We start from the raw sequence: 16,209 nt of genomic DNA, 5'->3' as shown, positions 1-16,209 counted from the left end.
CTGCGGGTACCCGGATCGGGCACCCGCAGCCGTCCTGCCTTTTACAGGTACTGACCGGTGTTCGCCACCGTGTCGATGGAGCGTCCGGTGTCCGCGCCCTGCTTTCCGGTGACGAGCGTGCGGATGTAGACGATCCGCTCGCCCTTCTTGCCGGAGATGCGGGCCCAGTCGTCGGGGTTGGTGGTGTTGGGAAGGTCCTCGTTCTCCTTGAACTCGTCGATGCAAGCCTGGAGGAGATGGGAGACCCGGAGGCCCTTCTGCTTCTGGTCGAGGAAGGCCTTGATGGCCATCTTCTTGGCGCGGCCCACGATGTTCTCGATCATCGCGCCGGAGTTGAAGTCCTTGAAGTACAGGACTTCCTTGTCGCCATTGGCGTACGTGACTTCCAGGAAGCGGTTCTCCTCGGATTCCGCGTACATGTGCTCCACGGCCGTCTGGATCATGGCGTGGACCGTGGCCGCCTTGTCGCTGCCGTGCTCCCCGAGGTCCTCGGTGTGCAGCGGCAGGCGCTCGGTGAGGTACTTGCCGAAGATGTCCTTGGCCGCCTCGGCGTCCGGACGCTCGATCTTGATCTTCACATCGAGGCGTCCGGGGCGCAGGATGGCGGGGTCGATCATGTCCTCGCGGTTCGAGGCGCCGATCACCACGACGTTCTGAAGGCCCTCCACACCGTCGATCTCGGCGAGCAGCTGCGGGACGATGGTGTTCTCCACGTCCGAGCTGACACCGGAGCCACGGGTGCGGAACAGGGACTCCATCTCGTCGAAGAAGACGATGACGGGCGTGCCCTCGCTGGCCTTCTCGCGGGCCCGCTGGAAGACGAGCCGGATCTGCCGCTCGGTCTCACCGACGTACTTGTTGAGCAGCTCGGGACCCTTGATGTTCAGGAAGAAGCTCTTGCCCTGGCCCTGTCCGGTCACTTCCGCGACCTTCTTGGCGAGGGAGTTCGCCACCGCCTTCGCGATGAGGGTCTTGCCGCATCCGGGGGGCCCGTAGAGGAGGACGCCCTTGGGCGGCCGCAGCTCGTGCTCCCGGTAGAGGTCCGGGTAGAGGTACGGCAGCTCGACCGCGTCGCGGATCAGTTCGATCTGGTTGCCCAGGCCGCCGATCTGCTCGTAGCCGATGTCCGGGACCTCTTCGAGGACCAGCTCCTCCACTTCGCTCTTCGGTACGACCTCGTAGACATAGCCGGAACGGGGTTCGAGAAGCAGGGCGTCGCCGGGGCGGATGGTGACGTCCAGCAGAGGCTCGGCGAGCCTCACCACCCGCTCCTCGTCGGTGTGCCCGGTGACGAGGGCGCGCTCGCCGTCCTCAAGGATCTCCTTGAGGGTGACGATGTCGCCCACGCTCTCGTACTCCATGGCCTCGACCACGTTGAGCGCTTCGTTGAGCATTACTTCCTGGCCGCGCCGAAGCTCTTCGAGAGCGACGCTCGGGCTCACGTTCACGCGGAGTTTGCGGCCGCCGGTGAAGATGTCGGCCGTGCCGTCCTCGTTCGCCGTGAGGAACACTCCGAAGCCGGCCGGCGGCTGCGCGAGCCGGTCGACCTCCTCCTTGAGGGCCACGATCTGGTCGCGGGCCTCGCGGAGCGTATTCGCGAGCCGTTCGTTCTGGGCGGACACGCCGGCCAGGTTGGTCTGCAACTCGACGATCCGCTCTTCGAGAATCCTCGTATGACGCGGAGAGTCGGCGAGCTTGCGCCGCAGGACGGCGATTTCCTGCTCGAGATAGGCAATCTGTCCGGCGGGGTCGTCGGACCCTCGTCCCGGGCGGATGCCGCGGTTGATGTCGTCGTCGTGGGCTGCCACGGTCCTCACCTCCTCCAAGGGGAGCTGGACGCTTCCAGACCCTACCTGGGCGGGTGTCGATTGAAACCCCTAGATCACAAAGACGGTCGGGGTGTGTCCGATCTTCACCCTTGCGCTCTCCCTCACGCCAGGGGAATACCCACCCAACAACATCGGAAAGCGGCCGGTTGTAGGGTCGAAGTGTTCAACACCCGTCAGGGGTGGCCCGACTTGCGTCTGTGAAGTCGGTTTCCGGACAGCACGACCGAGCGGGACACAGGGAACGGCAGGAGATCATGACCGTGCAGCAAGAGGCCGGATCCGGCACCGACACCGGTGCGGCGCTGGAGGTCTGGATCGACCAGGACCTGTGCACGGGCGACGGGATCTGCGCCCAGTACGCGCCCGAGGTCTTCGAGTTGGACATCGACGGGCTCGCCTATGTGAAGGACGCGGCGGACGAGCTGCTCCAGCAGCCGGGGGCGTCGGCGCCCGTACCGCTGCCGCTCCTCACCGACGTCGTGGCGTCCGCCAAGGAGTGCCCGGGTGACTGCATCCATGTACGGCGCGTTTCGGACAGGGTCGAGGTCTACGGGCCGGACGCGGAATGAGCGCGGGGCGGCCCGGCGGCCGCCCGCGACCGTGACGAGGGCCCCGCACCCCGGACGACCGGGGGTGCGGGGCCCTCGTGCGCGTGCGGTCAGGCGCTCTGCGCGGCCGCCGGGGTGGAGCGCACGAACCTCCCGCCGCGCCACTGCCACTTGGCCTTCTCGTGCACGTCGGGGCGGTAGCGGGGCACGTCGGGCGACGAATAGCCGTCCAGCGTGGCCGTGACCGCTCCGGCGCGCACCGCGAGGTCGGTGACGGTGAAGGCGTCCTTCGGGTCGACGAGGGTGGCGACGACGCGCGGCCTGCCGTCGCCGCCGCGGGTCAGCACGTACACGCCGTTCGGCGGGGTGCCGGAGCCGGCGTCGCAGCGGACCACGGCGACCGTCTCGGGCCTGCCGTCGCCGTCGAGGTCGCCGGTGGCCTTCTTCTGGACGAGGACCTCGGCGGGGCCGCAGTCCAGCGGGAAGTGCGCCTTCGCCGGGTCGGGCGGGGCGACGGCCGCACCGTGGGCCGCGGGTGACGCCGGGCCGGCCTGGGCCGCGGTGGCGGAGCCCGGCTGAAGGAGGCCGGAGAGGCCGACGACGGCGGCGAGGGCCGCCGCGGTGGCGAGCCAGTGGATGGGTCGGGTGGTGGTGTGCGCCAGTTCCGGGACGGCGGGGTGCTGCACGAGGAGCGTCTCCTGTGAGGGCTGTGCCGGTGGGGGTGGCCAGCATCGTGTCATAGGTCACAGGGCAGGGGAACGGCGGGGTCGCCCGATTTCCCGGTGGTCCGCGAGCCGCGTGCTGCCGGTGGGTCACCTGGGTCAACGTGCGAGCGCCGCCGCGCAGTTCCCGTACGGGACGGGGAACTGCGCGGCGGCGCCGGTGCGTTGTGCGGGGTGCGGCCGGGGGCTCAGCGGCCCCGGCCGCCGCCGTCCGCGTTCGGGCCGTCGTAGTCCTCGCCGTAGGCGCCCTTGGCGGGGCGGCGGCGGCGCATGGGCGGCTCGACGCCGTCCGCGAGGCGGCGGGCGGTGAGCAGGAAGCCGGTGTGGCCGATCATCCGGTGGTCGGGACGGACGGCGAGGCCCTCCACGTGCCAGTTGCGGATCATCGACTCCCACGACGTCGGCTCGTTGAAGCAGCCGATCTCGCGGATGGACTCGACGGTGCGGGCCAGCTGGGTGGTGGTCGCCACGTAGCAGCACAGGATGCCGCCGGGGACGAGCGCCTTCTTGACGACGTCCAGGCACTCCCAGGGGGCGAGCATGTCGAGGATCACGCGGTCGACGTCGCCGTCGGACAGGTTGTCCTGGAGGTCGCCGACGGTGAGCCGCCAGGCGGGGTGCGGACCGCCGAAGTAGCGCTCGACGTTCCCCTTGGCGATCTCGGCGAAGTCCTCGCGGCGCTCGTACGAGTGCAGCATGCCCTCGTCACCGATGGCGCGCAGCAGGAAGCTGCTGAGCGAGCCGGAGCCCACGCCCGCCTCCACGACGCGCGCGCCGGGGAAGATGTCGGCGAAGGCCAGGATCTGCCCCGCGTCCTTGGGGTAGACCACGGCGGCGCCGCGGGGCATGGACAGGACGTAGTCGGGGAGCAGGGGGCGCAGCGCCAGATAGGCGACGTTTCCGGTGGTGCGGACAACGCTGCCCTCGGGAGCGCCGATCAGCTCGTCGTGCGGGAAGGAACCCTTGTGGGTGTGGAAGTTCTTTCCCTCTTCGAGCGTGAACGTGTAGTGGCGGCCCTTGGGGTCGGTCAGCTGAACCTGGTCCCCGACCTTGAAGGGCCCGCGTCGGCGGGCGGCACCGGTCGGTTCGGACATGTGACCAGCCTACCGGGCCCCGGGCGGGGCGCCGACCACCGTGGGGCCGCCGGGAAGCGGGGCGCTCACTGGGGGCGGGCCATCGCCTTCACGAATGCGCGTTCGACATCGCCCGCGGAGAGGACGCCGTAGATCGCGCCGTTCTCCTCGACCACGAGGTATTCGGTCGCCGGGGTGGCGCGCAGGGTGTCGAGCAGGTCCTCGCCGGCCAGTTCGGCGGAGACGCGCATGCCGTCCGTGAGGTCCTGGGCCAGTCCGCTGACCGGGACCCACGGGCGGCGGTGCTCGGGGACGCCGACGATGGCGGCCTCGCGGACGATCGAGCGGGGTTCGCCGTCGGGGTCGACGACGACCAGGGCGCGGGCCCCCGCCTCGTTCGCCCGGCGCAGCGCCTCGGAGAGCGGGGTGGTGTGCTCGACGGGCACGGCGCGCCGGGTCAGGCTGCGGGCGCGCAGCTCCGGCAGGTGTTCGCGCAGCCGGGCCATGCGCAGGCTGTTGCCCGCGCCGGTCCAGATGATCGCGGCGAGGATGGCGGCCAGGAGCGCGTCGGTGACGGTGTCCATGCTGCCGGTGTCCTGGGTCCGGGAACCCAGGGCGTCGGTCTGGGTGAGCAGCGGCAGGCCGATGAGGACGGCGATGGCCAGGGCGCGGCCGACCCAGGCCGCGGCGACGGTGCCGCTCATGGGCCTGCCGGTGATCTTCCAGACGACGGCGCGCAGCATCCGGCCGCCGTCCAGGGGCAGGCCGGGCAGCAGGTTGAACGCGGCGACGATCAGGTTCGAGATCATCAGCCCGGCGAGCAGCACGCCCGGCACGGTGCCCGGCGCGACGGCCCGCATGCCGAGGTAGAAGACGCCGGAGAGGACCAGGGAGAGGAGCGGTCCGACGAAGGCGAGGACGAACTCGCGGCCCGGCGTCTCGGACTCCTTCTCGATCTCCGACACCCCGCCGAAGAACTGCAACCGGATCCGGCGGACCGGGAGCTTGAAGCGCAGGGCCGCGACGGTGTGGGCCAGTTCGTGGACGAGCACGGAGGCGTAGAAGGCGACCGCGAAGAAGAGGGAGACCAGGTAGCGTGCGGCGCCCAGCTCCGGCAGCACCCGGTCGAGCTGGCCGCCGAACACCCAGGTGATGAGCGCGGCGACGAGGAACCAGCTGGGCGCGACGTAGACGGGGACGCCGAACGGGCGGCCCATCAGCAGTCCGCCGCGCGGCTCGGGGGTCTTGGTGGGCCCCTTGCGCCGTCCCGAGGTGGCGGCGGCGCGCTCGGGGTGCTGGTCGTGGGGGCCGCCGGTGCCCGGCCCGGGTGCGGGCGGCTGGTCGTCGGGGGTCCGCGGCGCCTCGGGGGCGGGCGTGGGCCGCGCCCGAGGTTCCTCGCGGGGCCGGTCGGGGTGGTCCCCGGCCGGGGCGGCGGCGCCGGTGTCCGCCGGGCCCGCCGGGCCCGCGGGGTCGCGCCGTGCGTCGTCCGGGCCGGGGCCCGTGCGCCCGGCCGTGGTGTCGGTCCGGTCCGTCGCGGGACGCGGCCCGGTGTGCTCCGGGGGCGGTGTCGCCTCGCCGGTGCCGGACTGCGGCTGCCCGCTCTCGTCCACGGTGATCCCTCGGTCCCCTCGTTCGAGCGTCTCCCGCCGCAGGGCGGGACGTTCTGGCGTCGATGGTATGCGGACGGTGTCCGTACGCCCCCGGCGACTCCCCCGGGCCACGCTACGCAAGACGCCGTGGAACGCGAAGGTGCCTGACTGTCGGTGGCGGGCCGTAACGTGGTGGGGCATGGAGACCAGTACCTCGACGGACCCCGGGCCCGGCCCCGCCACCGGCCCGCGCAAGCCCGCCGCGCGGCCGGTGTCGCTGTCGCCCTCGCGCGCGAGCGATTTCATGCAGTGCCCGTTGCTGTACCGGTTCCGGGTGATCGACAAGCTGCCGGAGAAGCCGAGCGAGGCGGCGACCCGGGGCACGCTGGTGCACGCCGTGCTGGAGCGGCTCTTCGACGCCCCGGCGCCGGAGCGGACCGCGCCGCGCGCGACCGCGCTGATCCCGGGGCAGTGGGAGCGGCTGCGGGAGGCGCGGCCCGAGCTGGCCGAGCTGTTCGCGGACGACCCCGGGGGCGAGCGGATGGCGCGCTGGCTGGCGGACGCCGAGCGGCTGGTCGAGCGCTGGTTCACGCTGGAGGACCCCACGCGCCTGGAGCCCGCCGAGCGCGAGCTGTTCGTCGAGGCCGAGCTGGAGTCGGGGCTCCGGCTGCGCGGGATCATCGACCGGGTCGACGTGGCGCCGACCGGCGAGGTCCGGATCGTCGACTACAAGACGGGCAAGGCGCCCCGCCCCGAGTACGCGGAGGGCGCCCTGTTCCAGATGAAGTTCTACGCGCTGGTGGTGTGGCGCCTGAAGGGGGTCGTGCCGCGCCGGCTCCAGCTGGTGTATCTCGGCAGCGGGGACGTGATCACGTACGACCCGGTCGTCGCGGACCTGGAGCGGGTGGAGCGCAAGCTGCACGCGCTGTGGGACGCGATCCGGCTCGCGACGGAGAGCGGCGAGTGGCGGCCGCGGCCCACGAAGCTGTGCGGCTGGTGCGATCACCAGGCCGTCTGTCCGGAGTTCGGGGGTACCCCGCCGCCCTATCCGCTGGAGATCCGGCCGACGGTCCCGGCCCCGGCGCGGGGGTCGGTCGGGGCGGCCGAGTCGGACGGGGTCTAGCAGGGCAGAATGGGCCCGGACTACCGAAGGAGTGTTTCGTGGCGATCCGTGTCCTACTGGTCGATGACCAGCCCCTGCTGCGTACGGGTTTCCGGATGATTCTGGAGGCCGAGCAGGACATCGCGGTCGTCGGCGAGGCCGGGGACGGCCTCCAGGCACTCGACCAGGTCCGCGCGCTCCAGCCCGACGTGGTGCTGATGGACATCCGGATGCCGCGGATGGACGGGGTCGAGGCGACCCGGCAGATCACGGGTCCGGGGCGGGACGGCCCGGCGAAGGTGCTGGTGCTGACGACCTTCGACCTGGACGAGTACGTCGTGGAGGCGCTGCGCGCGGGGGCCAGCGGCTTCCTGCTCAAGGACGCCCCGGCCGATGAGCTGGTGCAGGCGATCCGGGTGGTGGCCGCCGGTGAGGCGATGCTGGCGCCGAGCATCACGCGCCGGCTGCTCGACAAGTACGCCGACCACCTGCCGTCGGGCGACGAGCCGGTGCCGGACACGCTGCACACGCTGACCGAGCGCGAGGTCGAGGTGCTCAAGCTGGTGGCCCGCGGCCTGTCGAACGCGGAGATCGCGGCCGATCTGTTCGTGAGCGAGACGACGGTGAAGACCCATGTCGGCCATGTGCTGACGAAGCTGGGGCTGCGCGACCGGGTGCAGGCGGCGGTGTACGCGTACGAGAGCGGTCTGGTCCGGCCCGGCGCCCAGTAGCGGGTCCGGCACGTGTGAGGGCGGCGGCCACCGAAAGGTGGCCGCCGCCCTCACACGTGTCCGGGGACGGGGTCAGCTGCTGACGCCGCGGCCCAGCTCCCACAGCTGGAGCAGGGAGGTGGTGGACAGCGCCCACTCGGCGCCGGTGATGTCGTCGCCCGCGGCGATGTACTGCTTGCTCTGGGTCAGCGGCAGCATCGGGACGTCGTCGGCGACCGTGTCCTGGATCCGCTTGAGCGTCTTGGACGCGGCGGCGCGGTCGGACTCGCGGCGGGAGGCCGGGATGAGCTCACGGGTGATGGTCGAGTTGGTGTACGTCGACCCGAGGAAGTTGTCCTTGTCGAGGAACGGCGCCAGGAAGTTGTCGGCGTCGGGGAAGTCGGCGACCCAGCCCATGCCGTAGACCTGGTACTTGCCGGCCAGTTCGTCGGCGCGGAACTTGCTCCACTTCTTGGTCTCGTGGATGTCCGCCTTGAACAGGCCGCTGTCGTCGAGCTGCTGGGCGAGCAGCTCGAACTGCTTCTTCATGACCGGGCCGTAGTGGTCCTGCGTGTAGTGCAGCGACAGCTTGACGGGGGTGGTGACGCCCGCCCGGTGCAGGATGTCGGCGGCCTTGGCGCGGTCCGGGTCGCTGTACTCGTTGAAGAACGAGTTGGCGTGGCCCACGACGCCGGCCGGGACGAGCGAGTACAGCGACTCGGAGGTCGACTTGTAGGCCTCGGAGGCTATCTGGCCGCGGTCGACGATCTGGGCCATGGCCTGGCGGACGGCCTTGTCGCCGATCTGGCCCTTGCCGAGGGCGAAGCCGAGGAAGTTGGTCTCCAGGCCCGGCGTCGCGACGAAGTTGATGCCGTCGGGCACCTTCGCCGAGTATTTGGCGATCTGGTCCGGCGTCAGCGTCCGGCCCATGACGTCGATGTCGCCCTTCTCCAAGGCGGTCTCCATGCCTTCGGCGCTGGACATCGAGCGCATCTCGACCGTGTTGCTCTTGGCCTTGAACTGGCCCTTGTAGTGCGGGTTCTTGCTGAAGACCGCCTTGACGACCTTCTTGCCCTCGACCTCGGCCTTCAGCGTGTAGACGCCCGAGCCGCTGATCTCGAAGCCGTCGCGCAGCTTGTTCTTCGCGTAGTCGTCGGGGTTGACGAGGGCGGCGGCCGGGGTGGTCAGCTTGTACGGGAAGGTCGCGTCCGGCGTGTTGAGGTGGAAGACGACCTCGCGCTTGCCGACGGCCTCGATCGTGTCGATGGTGGAGAGCAGGCCCGCGATACCGCTGTCGCTGTCGATGCCGCGGACGCGGTCGATCGAGTACTTGACGTCGGCGGCCGTGACCGGCGAGCCGTCGGAGAACTGGAGCCCGGAGCGCAGCTTGCACGCGTAGCGCTCGCTGCCGCTGTCGGTGAACCCGCAGCTCTCGGCCGCCTCCGGAGCCGGCTCGCCGCCGCCCTTGGGGACCGCCACGAGGGTCTGAAGGGTCTGCTGCAACACGTTCCACACGCCCGCGTCGTAGGAGTACGCCGGGTCGAACGGGGCCGGGGTGTCCGAGGTCAGCTCGAACTGGTCGGTCGTGCCCACCACGATGGCGTCGCCACCGCCACCGCTGTCCGAGCCGCCGCACGCGGCCAGCGTGGGGGCGAGCAGGCCGACGACGGCCGACAGCACCAGAGTCTTGCGGTTCATGCTCGACGTTCTCCAGAGCTTGACCCGCTCGCGTCCGGCGCGGAGTGGGCGACTGGAGCACGAGGGGTGGGGCGATGTTCTCGCGATGAGATTAATGCGCGCGCCACGCAGCCTCGCGGGCGCCGCTTGCGGGCACCCATCACGCTGCGGAACCGGGTGTGGACGCACCGAAAACACCTCAGGAGGAAGGTTCGTCGCAGGGGGCGACCAATCAGGACACATGGGCCTGCCCGAGCGGGCGTAAAGCGGACACACAGCACGCCCGGGCGGGCCCTGTCGAGCCACGGGAAGGTGGGAAAGGTCACACAACCAACTCATGTGGTACGTGCGGTACTTCAGTCGCTTTCCGACCGCGCCCCCGGCGCGGCGCCGGCGGCTGTCAGGGCGTCATGAGGCCGTGCAGGAACGGCAGGTCGACGTGTTCGAGGGAGGTCACGACGGTGCGGCGGTGGGCCGGCTCGATGGGGGCGACGGACGGGACGGCGACGACGTGGCAGCCGGCGGCCTCGGCGGCGGCGACCCCGGTGGCGGTGTCCTCGATGACGGCGCAGCGCTCCGGCGCGGCGCCGAGTCCGGCGGCGGCGATCAGGTACGGGTCGGGGTGCGGCTTGGTGCGGGCCACCTCGTCACCGGCCACGGTGAGATGGAAGTTGGCGGGGCCGAGCGAGTGCAGGACGCGGTCGATGATGCGCCGGTGGGAGGCGGAGACGAGCGCGGTGGGCACCCGCTGCGCGGCGAGCTCGGCGAGGAGTCGCGCCGCGCCCGGCATGAGCGGCAGGTGCTGTCCGATGCGCCGCTCGAAGGCGTCGTTGAGGAGCACCGTCACCTCGGGGACGGTGATGTCGGCGCCGGTCGCCTCGATGAGGAAGCCCGCGCTGCGGGTCATCGGGCCGCCGACGACGACCTGCTTCCAGGAGGGGTCGAGCGTGTGGCCGAGGTCGGCGAAGACCGCGGACTCGGCGTCCCACCAGAAGCCCTCCGTGTCGACGAGGGTTCCGTCCATGTCGAGGAGTACGGCCTGAAGGGCGGACCCTTCGGCCGTTCGGGTACCGAGTGCGGGGACCGTACTGGTCATCCGGGCACACCTCCATGAGGGACGAAGAGGCCGGTCCCCCGAGGGGACCGGCCTGCGCTGGACGGACCAGTGTACGACTGCCGCCGGCTACCGCGCGTTGAAGTACTTCGCCTCGGGGTGGTGGATGACGATGGCGTCGGTGGACTGCTCGGGGTGGAGCTGGAACTCCTCGCTGAGGTGGACCCCGATCCGCTCCGGCCGGAGCAGCTCGGCGATCTTGGCCCGGTCCTCCAGGTTGGGGCAGGCGCCGTAGCCGAGGGAGAAGCGGGCGCCCCGGTACTTCAGGGCGAACATGTCCTCCATCTCGGCCGGGTCCTCGCCGGAGAAGCCCAGCTCGGAGCGGACCCGGGCGTGCCAGTACTCGGCGAGCGCCTCGGCCAGCTGCACGGACAGGCCGTGCAGTTCGAGGTAGTCGCGGTAGGAGTTCGCGGCGAACAGCTCGGCGGTGGCCTCGCCGATCTTCGAGCCGACGGTGACGACCTGGAGGCCGACGACGTCGGTCTCGCCGGACTCCTGCGGGCGGAAGAAGTCGGCCAGGCACAGGCGGCGGCCGCGGCGCTGGCGCGGGAAGGAGAAGCGGGTGCGCTCGGTGCCGTCGTCGTCCAGGATGATCAGGTCGTCGCCCTTGGACACGCAGGGGAAGTAGCCGTGGACGACGGCCGCTTCGAGCATGTTCTTGGTGTGCAGCTCGTCGAGCCAGCCGCGCAGCCGCGGGCGGCCCTCGCTCTCCACCAGCTCCTCGTAGGTCGGTCCGTCACCGGTACGCGCCTGCTTCAGGCCCCACTGGCCCTTGAACAGCGCGCCCTCGTCCAGCCAGGAGGCGTACTCCTTGAGCTGGATGCCCTTGATGACGCGGGTGCCCCAGAAGGGCGGCTCCGGCACCGGGTTGTCGGTGCTGGTGTCGGAGCGCACCGGCCCCTCGTCGACCGGCTCCTCGATCTGCACGCTGCTCGCCCTGACCCGGCGCTGCTTCAGCTCGGGCAGGGTGGCGCCGGGGACGCCGCGCTTGACCGCGATGAGGGCGTCCATCAGGCGCAGGCCCTCGAACGCGTCGCGGGCGTAGCGGACTTCGCCCTCGTAGACCTCGTGCAGGTCCTGTTCGACGTAGGCGCGGGTGAGGGCGGCGCCGCCGAGGATGACCGGGTAGTCGGCGGCCATCTTGCGCTGGTTCAGCTCCTCCAGGTTCTCCTTCATGATCACCGTGGACTTGACGAGGAGTCCGGACATGCCGATCACGTCGGCCTTGTGCTCCTCGGCCGCGTCGAGGATCGCGGAGACCGGCTGCTTGATGCCGAGGTTGACGACGTTGTAGCCGTTGTTGGAGAGGATGATGTCGACGAGGTTCTTGCCGATGTCGTGGACGTCGCCGCGCACGGTGGCCAGGACGATGGTGCCCTTGCCCTCGGAGTCGGACTTCTCCATGTGCGGCTCCAGGTAGGCCACCGCGTTCTTCATGACCTCGGCGGACTGGAGCACGAACGGCAGCTGCATCTGGCCGGAGCCGAACAGCTCGCCGACCACCTTCATGCCTTCGAGCAGGGTGTCGTTGACGATCTCCAGCGCGGGACGGGTCTTCAGCGCCTCGTGGAGGTCGTCGTCCAGGCCGTTCTTCTCGCCGTCGATGATGCGGCGGCGCAGCCGCTCCTCCAGGGGCAGCGCGGCCAGCTCCTCGGCCTTGCCGGCCTTGAGGGACTTGGCGGTGGCGCCCTCGAACAGCTCCATCAGCTTCTGGAGCGGGTCGTAGCCCTCGGCGCGGCGGTCGTAGACCAGGTCGAGCGCGGTCCTGACCTGCTCCTCGTCGAACCGGGCGATGGGCAGGATCTTGGAGGCGTGCACGATCGCCGAGTCCAGGCCGGCCTTCACGCACTCGTCGAGGAAGACCGAGTTGAGCACGATGCGGGCGGCCGGGTTCAGGCCGAAGGAGATGTTCGACAGGCCCAGCGTGGTCTGCACGTCCGGGTGGCGCTTCTTCAGCTCGCGGATCGCCTCGATGGTGGCGATGCCGTCGCCGCGGGACTCCTCCTGGCCGGTGCAGATGGTGAAGGTCAGGGTGTCGATGAGGATGTCCGACTCGCGGATGCCCCAGTTCCCGGTGAGGTCGTCGATCAGCCGCTCGGCGATGGCGACCTTGTGCTCGACGGTACGGGCCTGGCCCTCCTCGTCGATGGTGAGCGCGATCAGCGCCGCGCCGTGCTCCTGGGCCAGCCGGGTGACCTTCGCGAACCGCGAGTCGGGGCCGTCCCCGTCCTCGTAGTTGACGGAGTTGATGACGGCGCGTCCGCCCAGCATCTCCAGGCCGGCCCGCAGGACGGGGACCTCGGTGGAGTCGAGGACGATCGGCAGGGTGGAGGCGGTGGCGAAGCGGCCCGCCAGCTCCTTCATGTCGGCGACGCCGTCGCGGCCCACGTAGTCGACGCAGAGGTCGAGCATGTGGGCGCCCTCGCGGATCTGGTCGCGGGCCATCTCGACGCAGTCGTCCCAGCGGGCCTCCAGCATGGCCTCGCGGAACTTCTTCGAGCCGTTGGCGTTCGTCCGCTCGCCGATCGCCATATAGGCGGTGTCCTGGCGGAACGGGACGGTCTGGTAGAGCGAGGCGGCGCCCGGCTCGGGGCGCGGGGCGCGGGCGGGCGGGGTCATCTCGCGGACCCGCTCCACGACCTGGCGCAGGTGTTCGGGGGTGGAGCCGCAGCAGCCGCCGACCAGCTGGAGGCCGTAGCTGTTGATGAAGTTCTCCTGCGCGTCCGCCATCTCCGGCGGGGTGAGCGGGAAGTGCGCGCCGTCCTTGCCCAGGATCGGCAGACCGGCGTTCGGCATGCACATCAGGGGCGTGGTGGAGTGCTGCGCGAGGTAGCGCAGGTGTTCGCTCATCTCGGCGGGGCCGGTGGAGCAGTTCAGGCCGATCAGGTCGATGCCGAGCGGCTCCAGGGCGGTCAGGGCCGCGCCGATCTCGGAGCCGAGCAGCATCACGCCGGTGGTCTCGAAGGCCAGGGAGCAGACCAGCGGCACGGAGACGCCGAGGGCGTCCATGGCGCGGCGGGCGCCGATCAGGCTGGACTTGGTCTGGAGCAGGTCCTGGCTGGTCTCGACGATCAGCGCGTCCGCGCCGCCGGCGAGCAGGCCCTCGGCGTTCTGCTGGTAGCCGTCGCGGATCGTGGCGTAGTCGATGTGGCCGAGCGAGGGCAGCTTGGTGCCGGGGCCGATGGAGCCGAGCACCCAGCGCTGCTGTCCGGTGCTCGCGGTGAACTCGTCGGCGACCTCGCGGGCGATGCGCGCGCCGGCCTCGGACAGTTCGACGATGCGGTCGCCGATCTCGTACTCGCTCGCCGCGGTGTGGTTGGAGCCGAAGGTGTTGGTCTCGACGCAGTCGACACCGACGGCGTAGTAGGCCTCGTGGACGGAGCGGACGATGTCCGGGCGCGTGACGTTCAGGATCTCGTTGCAGCCTTCGAGGTCCTGGAAGTCCTCGAGCGTGGGATCCTGCGCCTGGAGCATGGTGCCCATGGCACCGTCGGCGACCACGACCCGGGAGGCGAGGGCCTGCCGTAGGGCGTCCACGCGGGTGCGGGAATCAGAGGCGGCGGATGCGGGCGTCGGCAACGAGGCCATGAAAGAGCTCCCTGAGGTGCGACGGCTGTCGGCTTTACGGCTCCACTGCTGGAGGCGCACCCGGCCAGGGTAGCGGGGACCCCGGTCCTTCGATACGGACGTCCACGAGCCGGACCCCGGTGGATGCCGTGACGCGGTGGTTCCGGGCGGGCGGCCGGGAAAAAGCCGGGCACGCCGCACGAGCAGAGGTCGGCGTCGACCGATACTGTTCAGCATTGCCGAACATTGGGTGGATCGAGGGAGGAAGGGTCGGATGGCACGCAACATCCAGTCGCTGGAACGGGCCGCGGCGATGCTCCGGCTCCTCGCGGGCGGCGAGCGGCGTCTGGGCCTCTCGGACATCGCCTCGGCGCTGGGCCTGGCGAAGGGCACCGCGCACGGCATCCTGCGCACCCTCCAGGCCGAGGGCTTCGTGGAGCAGGACTCCGCCTCGGGGCGCTACCAGCTGGGCGCGGAGCTGCTCCGCCTGGGCAACAGCTATCTGGACGTCCACGAGCTGCGGGCCCGCGCCCTGGTGTGGACCGACGACCTGGCCCGGTCCAGCGGCGAGGCCGTCTATCTGGGGGTCCTGCACCAGCAGGGCGTCCTGATCGTGCACCACGTCTTCCGGCCCGACGACAGCCGGCAGGTGCTGGAGGTGGGGGCGATGCAGCCGCTGCACTCCTCCGCCCTGGGCAAGGTCGTCTCGGCCTACGACCCGGTGGCGCACAGCGAGGTCGTCGAGGCCGAGCGGCGGGAGTTCACGGCCCGCACGGTGACCGGGCTCACCGAGTTCGAGTCGGTGCTCGACCTGACCCGCGCGCGCGGGTACGCCGAGGACGTCGAGGAGACCTGGGAGGGCGTGGCCTCGGTCGCGGCGCCGATCCACGACCGGCACCGGATGCCGGTGGGCGCCATCGGCATCACCGGCGCGGTGGAGCGGGTGTGCAGGCCGGACGACCAGGGCGCCCTGCGGCCCGAGCTGATCGCCGCGGTGCGGGACTGCGCCCGCGCCGTCTCCCGCGATCTGGGCGCGAGCCGCTTCTGACGCCTCCGTGGGCGCCCGCCCGCACCCGCCCCGCACCCTCCCTCGGCCCCGTCCCCGCGGACGGGGCCGAGGCATGTCCGAGGCATGTCCGGGGCGTGTCCGGGGGCCGTCCGGGTGCAGAGCACACCGATCCGCGCGACGATCGAGGGACGTCCGGTGAGCGTGTGGGCGGCGATAGGCGGGAACGATCAATAACGATCGTGGTTTCGATAACAGAACCCTTGACGATTCAGTGAACCCGGGGCGAGACTCGCGTCCATCGGTCGGCATTGTCGAACACCTACCGGCAATACGCGTTAGAGTGTGGACAGGCCGGGCCGCAACCCGCCCCGTACGGGGCCCGGACCACCGGAAGGGACCCGGAGGTCCGTCACTCGGGTTTCCACCTGGACGAAGGACAAAGGAGTCGCGGGTGTCCAGCTCCGACATCTTCATCGGCGAGACCATAGGTACCGCCGTGCTCATCCTGCTGGGCGGTGGCGTCTGCGCCGCCGTCACTTTCAAGCGCTCGAAGGCGTTCGGCGCCGGCTGGGTCGCCATCGCCTTCGGTTGGGGCTTCGCGGTCCTGACCGGCGCCTATCTCGCCGGCGGCGTCTCGGGCGCCCACCTGAACCCCGCGGTCACCATCGGCCTCGCCATCGAGGGCGGCACCAAGTGGAGCGACGTACCGCTCTACCTCGGCTCCCAGCTCCTCGGCGCGATGATCGGCGCCGTGCTGGTCTGGGCGACGTACTACGGGCAGTTCCGCGCGCACCTGACGGACCCGGAGGTCATCGCGGCGCAGCCCGCCGACGACGGCCTGGTCGACCAGAAGGCCGCGCCCAAGGCCGGCCCCGTGCTCGGCGTCTTCTCCACGGGCCCGGAGATCCGCAACGCCGCGCAGAACCTGATCACGGAGATCATCGCGACGGTCGTGCTGGTCCTCGCCATCCTCACGCAGGGCCTGAACGACGGCGGCAACGGCCTGGGCACCCTCGGCGCCCTGATCACCGCGCTGGTGGTCGTCGGCATCGGCCTCTCGCTCGGCGGCCCCACGGGCTACGCGATCAACCCGGTCCGCGACCTCGGCCCGCGCATCGTGCACGCCCTCCTCCCGCTGCCCAACAAGGGCGGCTCCGACTGGACGTACGCCTGGATCCCGGTCGCGGGTCCGCTGATCGGCGGTGCCCTCGCCGGCGGCCTCTACAACCTCGCGTTCAAGTAGGCCGCCCCGCCGCCAGCCCGCCGCCC

General features: G+C 70.9%; 12 protein-coding genes. 5 read left to right on the top strand and 7 right to left on the bottom strand.

Annotated features, from left to right (window positions below; translation table 11 throughout):
• Nucleotides 1-41: 41 nt before the first annotated feature.
• A complete protein-coding gene (gene arc / locus ACIP5K_RS20625; RefSeq protein ID WP_401411438.1) occupies nt 42-1,808 on the bottom strand; it encodes a proteasome ATPase in 1,767 nt (588 codons plus the stop codon).
• 275 nt (nt 1,809-2,083) lie between these two features.
• Here arc and ACIP5K_RS20620 point away from each other — a divergent pair, with 275 nt between their 5' ends.
• On the top strand, nt 2,084-2,398 hold the full coding sequence (locus tag ACIP5K_RS20620) for a ferredoxin (protein WP_401411436.1): 315 nt from the start codon (nt 2,084-2,086) through the stop codon (nt 2,396-2,398).
• 89 nt (nt 2,399-2,487) lie between these two features.
• Here ACIP5K_RS20620 and ACIP5K_RS20615 read toward each other — a convergent pair whose 3' ends face one another.
• From ACIP5K_RS20615 to ACIP5K_RS20605, 3 genes are all read right to left on the bottom strand, one after another.
• Nucleotides 2,488-3,063, bottom strand: a complete 576-nt coding sequence (locus ACIP5K_RS20615) for a hypothetical protein (RefSeq protein ID WP_401411435.1) — start codon at nt 3,061-3,063, stop codon at nt 2,488-2,490.
• Between the two features lie 224 nt (nt 3,064-3,287).
• Complete coding sequence (locus ACIP5K_RS20610) at nt 3,288-4,193, bottom strand: tRNA (adenine-N1)-methyltransferase (protein WP_401411434.1); 906 nt, start codon at nt 4,191-4,193, stop codon at nt 3,288-3,290.
• Nucleotides 4,194-4,258: 65 nt separating this feature from the next.
• The gene (locus ACIP5K_RS20605; RefSeq protein ID WP_401411432.1) at nt 4,259-5,782 is read right to left on the bottom strand and encodes a site-2 protease family protein; all 1,524 of its coding nucleotides are present in this window, start codon (nt 5,780-5,782) and stop codon (nt 4,259-4,261) included.
• A 178-nt stretch (nt 5,783-5,960) separates the two neighbouring features.
• Here ACIP5K_RS20605 and ACIP5K_RS20600 point away from each other — a divergent pair, with 178 nt between their 5' ends.
• Both ACIP5K_RS20600 and ACIP5K_RS20595 read left to right on the top strand, forming a co-directional pair.
• Nucleotides 5,961-6,884: a RecB family exonuclease gene (locus tag ACIP5K_RS20600; RefSeq protein WP_401411430.1), complete on the top strand. Its 924-nt coding sequence runs from the start codon at nt 5,961-5,963 to the stop codon at nt 6,882-6,884.
• Nucleotides 6,885-6,922: 38 nt separating this feature from the next.
• Complete coding sequence (locus tag ACIP5K_RS20595) at nt 6,923-7,594, top strand: response regulator (protein WP_401411428.1); 672 nt, start codon at nt 6,923-6,925, stop codon at nt 7,592-7,594.
• A gap of 72 nt (nt 7,595-7,666) precedes the next feature.
• Here the strand turns inward: ACIP5K_RS20595 and ACIP5K_RS20590 are convergent, their stop codons facing one another.
• The 3 genes from ACIP5K_RS20590 to metH all read right to left on the bottom strand — a co-directional run bounded on the left by ACIP5K_RS20590 (nt 7,667) and on the right by metH (nt 13,952).
• Complete coding sequence (locus ACIP5K_RS20590) at nt 7,667-9,271, bottom strand: ABC transporter substrate-binding protein (RefSeq protein WP_401411427.1); 1,605 nt, start codon at nt 9,269-9,271, stop codon at nt 7,667-7,669.
• A 379-nt stretch (nt 9,272-9,650) separates the two neighbouring features.
• Nucleotides 9,651-10,346 (bottom strand): HAD family hydrolase, encoded by a 696-nt coding sequence (locus ACIP5K_RS20585; protein WP_401411425.1) that lies wholly within the window; start codon nt 10,344-10,346, stop codon nt 9,651-9,653.
• 87 nt (nt 10,347-10,433) lie between these two features.
• Nucleotides 10,434-13,952 (bottom strand): methionine synthase, encoded by a 3,519-nt coding sequence (gene metH, locus ACIP5K_RS20580; protein WP_401411424.1) that lies wholly within the window; start codon nt 13,950-13,952, stop codon nt 10,434-10,436.
• Between the two features lie 253 nt (nt 13,953-14,205).
• Here metH and ACIP5K_RS20575 point away from each other — a divergent pair, with 253 nt between their 5' ends.
• Entirely contained in the window at nt 14,206-14,979 is a 774-nt protein-coding gene (locus ACIP5K_RS20575) for an IclR family transcriptional regulator (RefSeq protein ID WP_401411422.1), read from the top strand.
• Between the two features lie 412 nt (nt 14,980-15,391).
• Nucleotides 15,392-16,183 carry an MIP/aquaporin family protein gene (locus ACIP5K_RS20570; protein WP_401411420.1) on the top strand — a complete coding sequence of 264 codons (792 nt, stop codon included), beginning with the start codon at nt 15,392-15,394 and terminating at the stop codon, nt 16,181-16,183.
• Nucleotides 16,184-16,209 lie beyond the last annotated feature (26 nt).

This window comes from Streptomyces sp. NPDC088785 (assembly GCF_044750685.1).
Taxonomy (GTDB): Bacteria; Actinomycetota; Actinomycetes; order Streptomycetales; family Streptomycetaceae; genus Streptomyces.
The sequence above is the reverse complement of the archived record's forward strand: the minus strand, read 5'-3'. Positions and strand labels throughout refer to the sequence as shown.

Bases quoted from the DNA above. Each gene is read 5' to 3' on its own strand.
- ACIP5K_RS20620 (WP_401411436.1), top strand. From the start codon at position 2,084: ATGACCGTGCAGCAAGAGGCCGGATCCGGCACCGACACCGGTGCGGCG.
- ACIP5K_RS20600 (WP_401411430.1), top strand. From the start codon at position 5,961: ATGGAGACCAGTACCTCGACGGACCCCGGGCCCGGCCCCGCCACCGGC.
- metH (WP_401411424.1), bottom strand. From the start codon at position 13,952: ATGGCCTCGTTGCCGACGCCCGCATCCGCCGCCTCTGATTCCCGCACC.
- ACIP5K_RS20585 (WP_401411425.1), bottom strand. From the start codon at position 10,346: ATGACCAGTACGGTCCCCGCACTCGGTACCCGAACGGCCGAAGGGTCC.
- ACIP5K_RS20590 (WP_401411427.1), bottom strand. From the start codon at position 9,271: ATGAACCGCAAGACTCTGGTGCTGTCGGCCGTCGTCGGCCTGCTCGCC.
- ACIP5K_RS20575 (WP_401411422.1), top strand. From the start codon at position 14,206: ATGGCACGCAACATCCAGTCGCTGGAACGGGCCGCGGCGATGCTCCGG.
- ACIP5K_RS20610 (WP_401411434.1), bottom strand. From the start codon at position 4,193: ATGTCCGAACCGACCGGTGCCGCCCGCCGACGCGGGCCCTTCAAGGTC.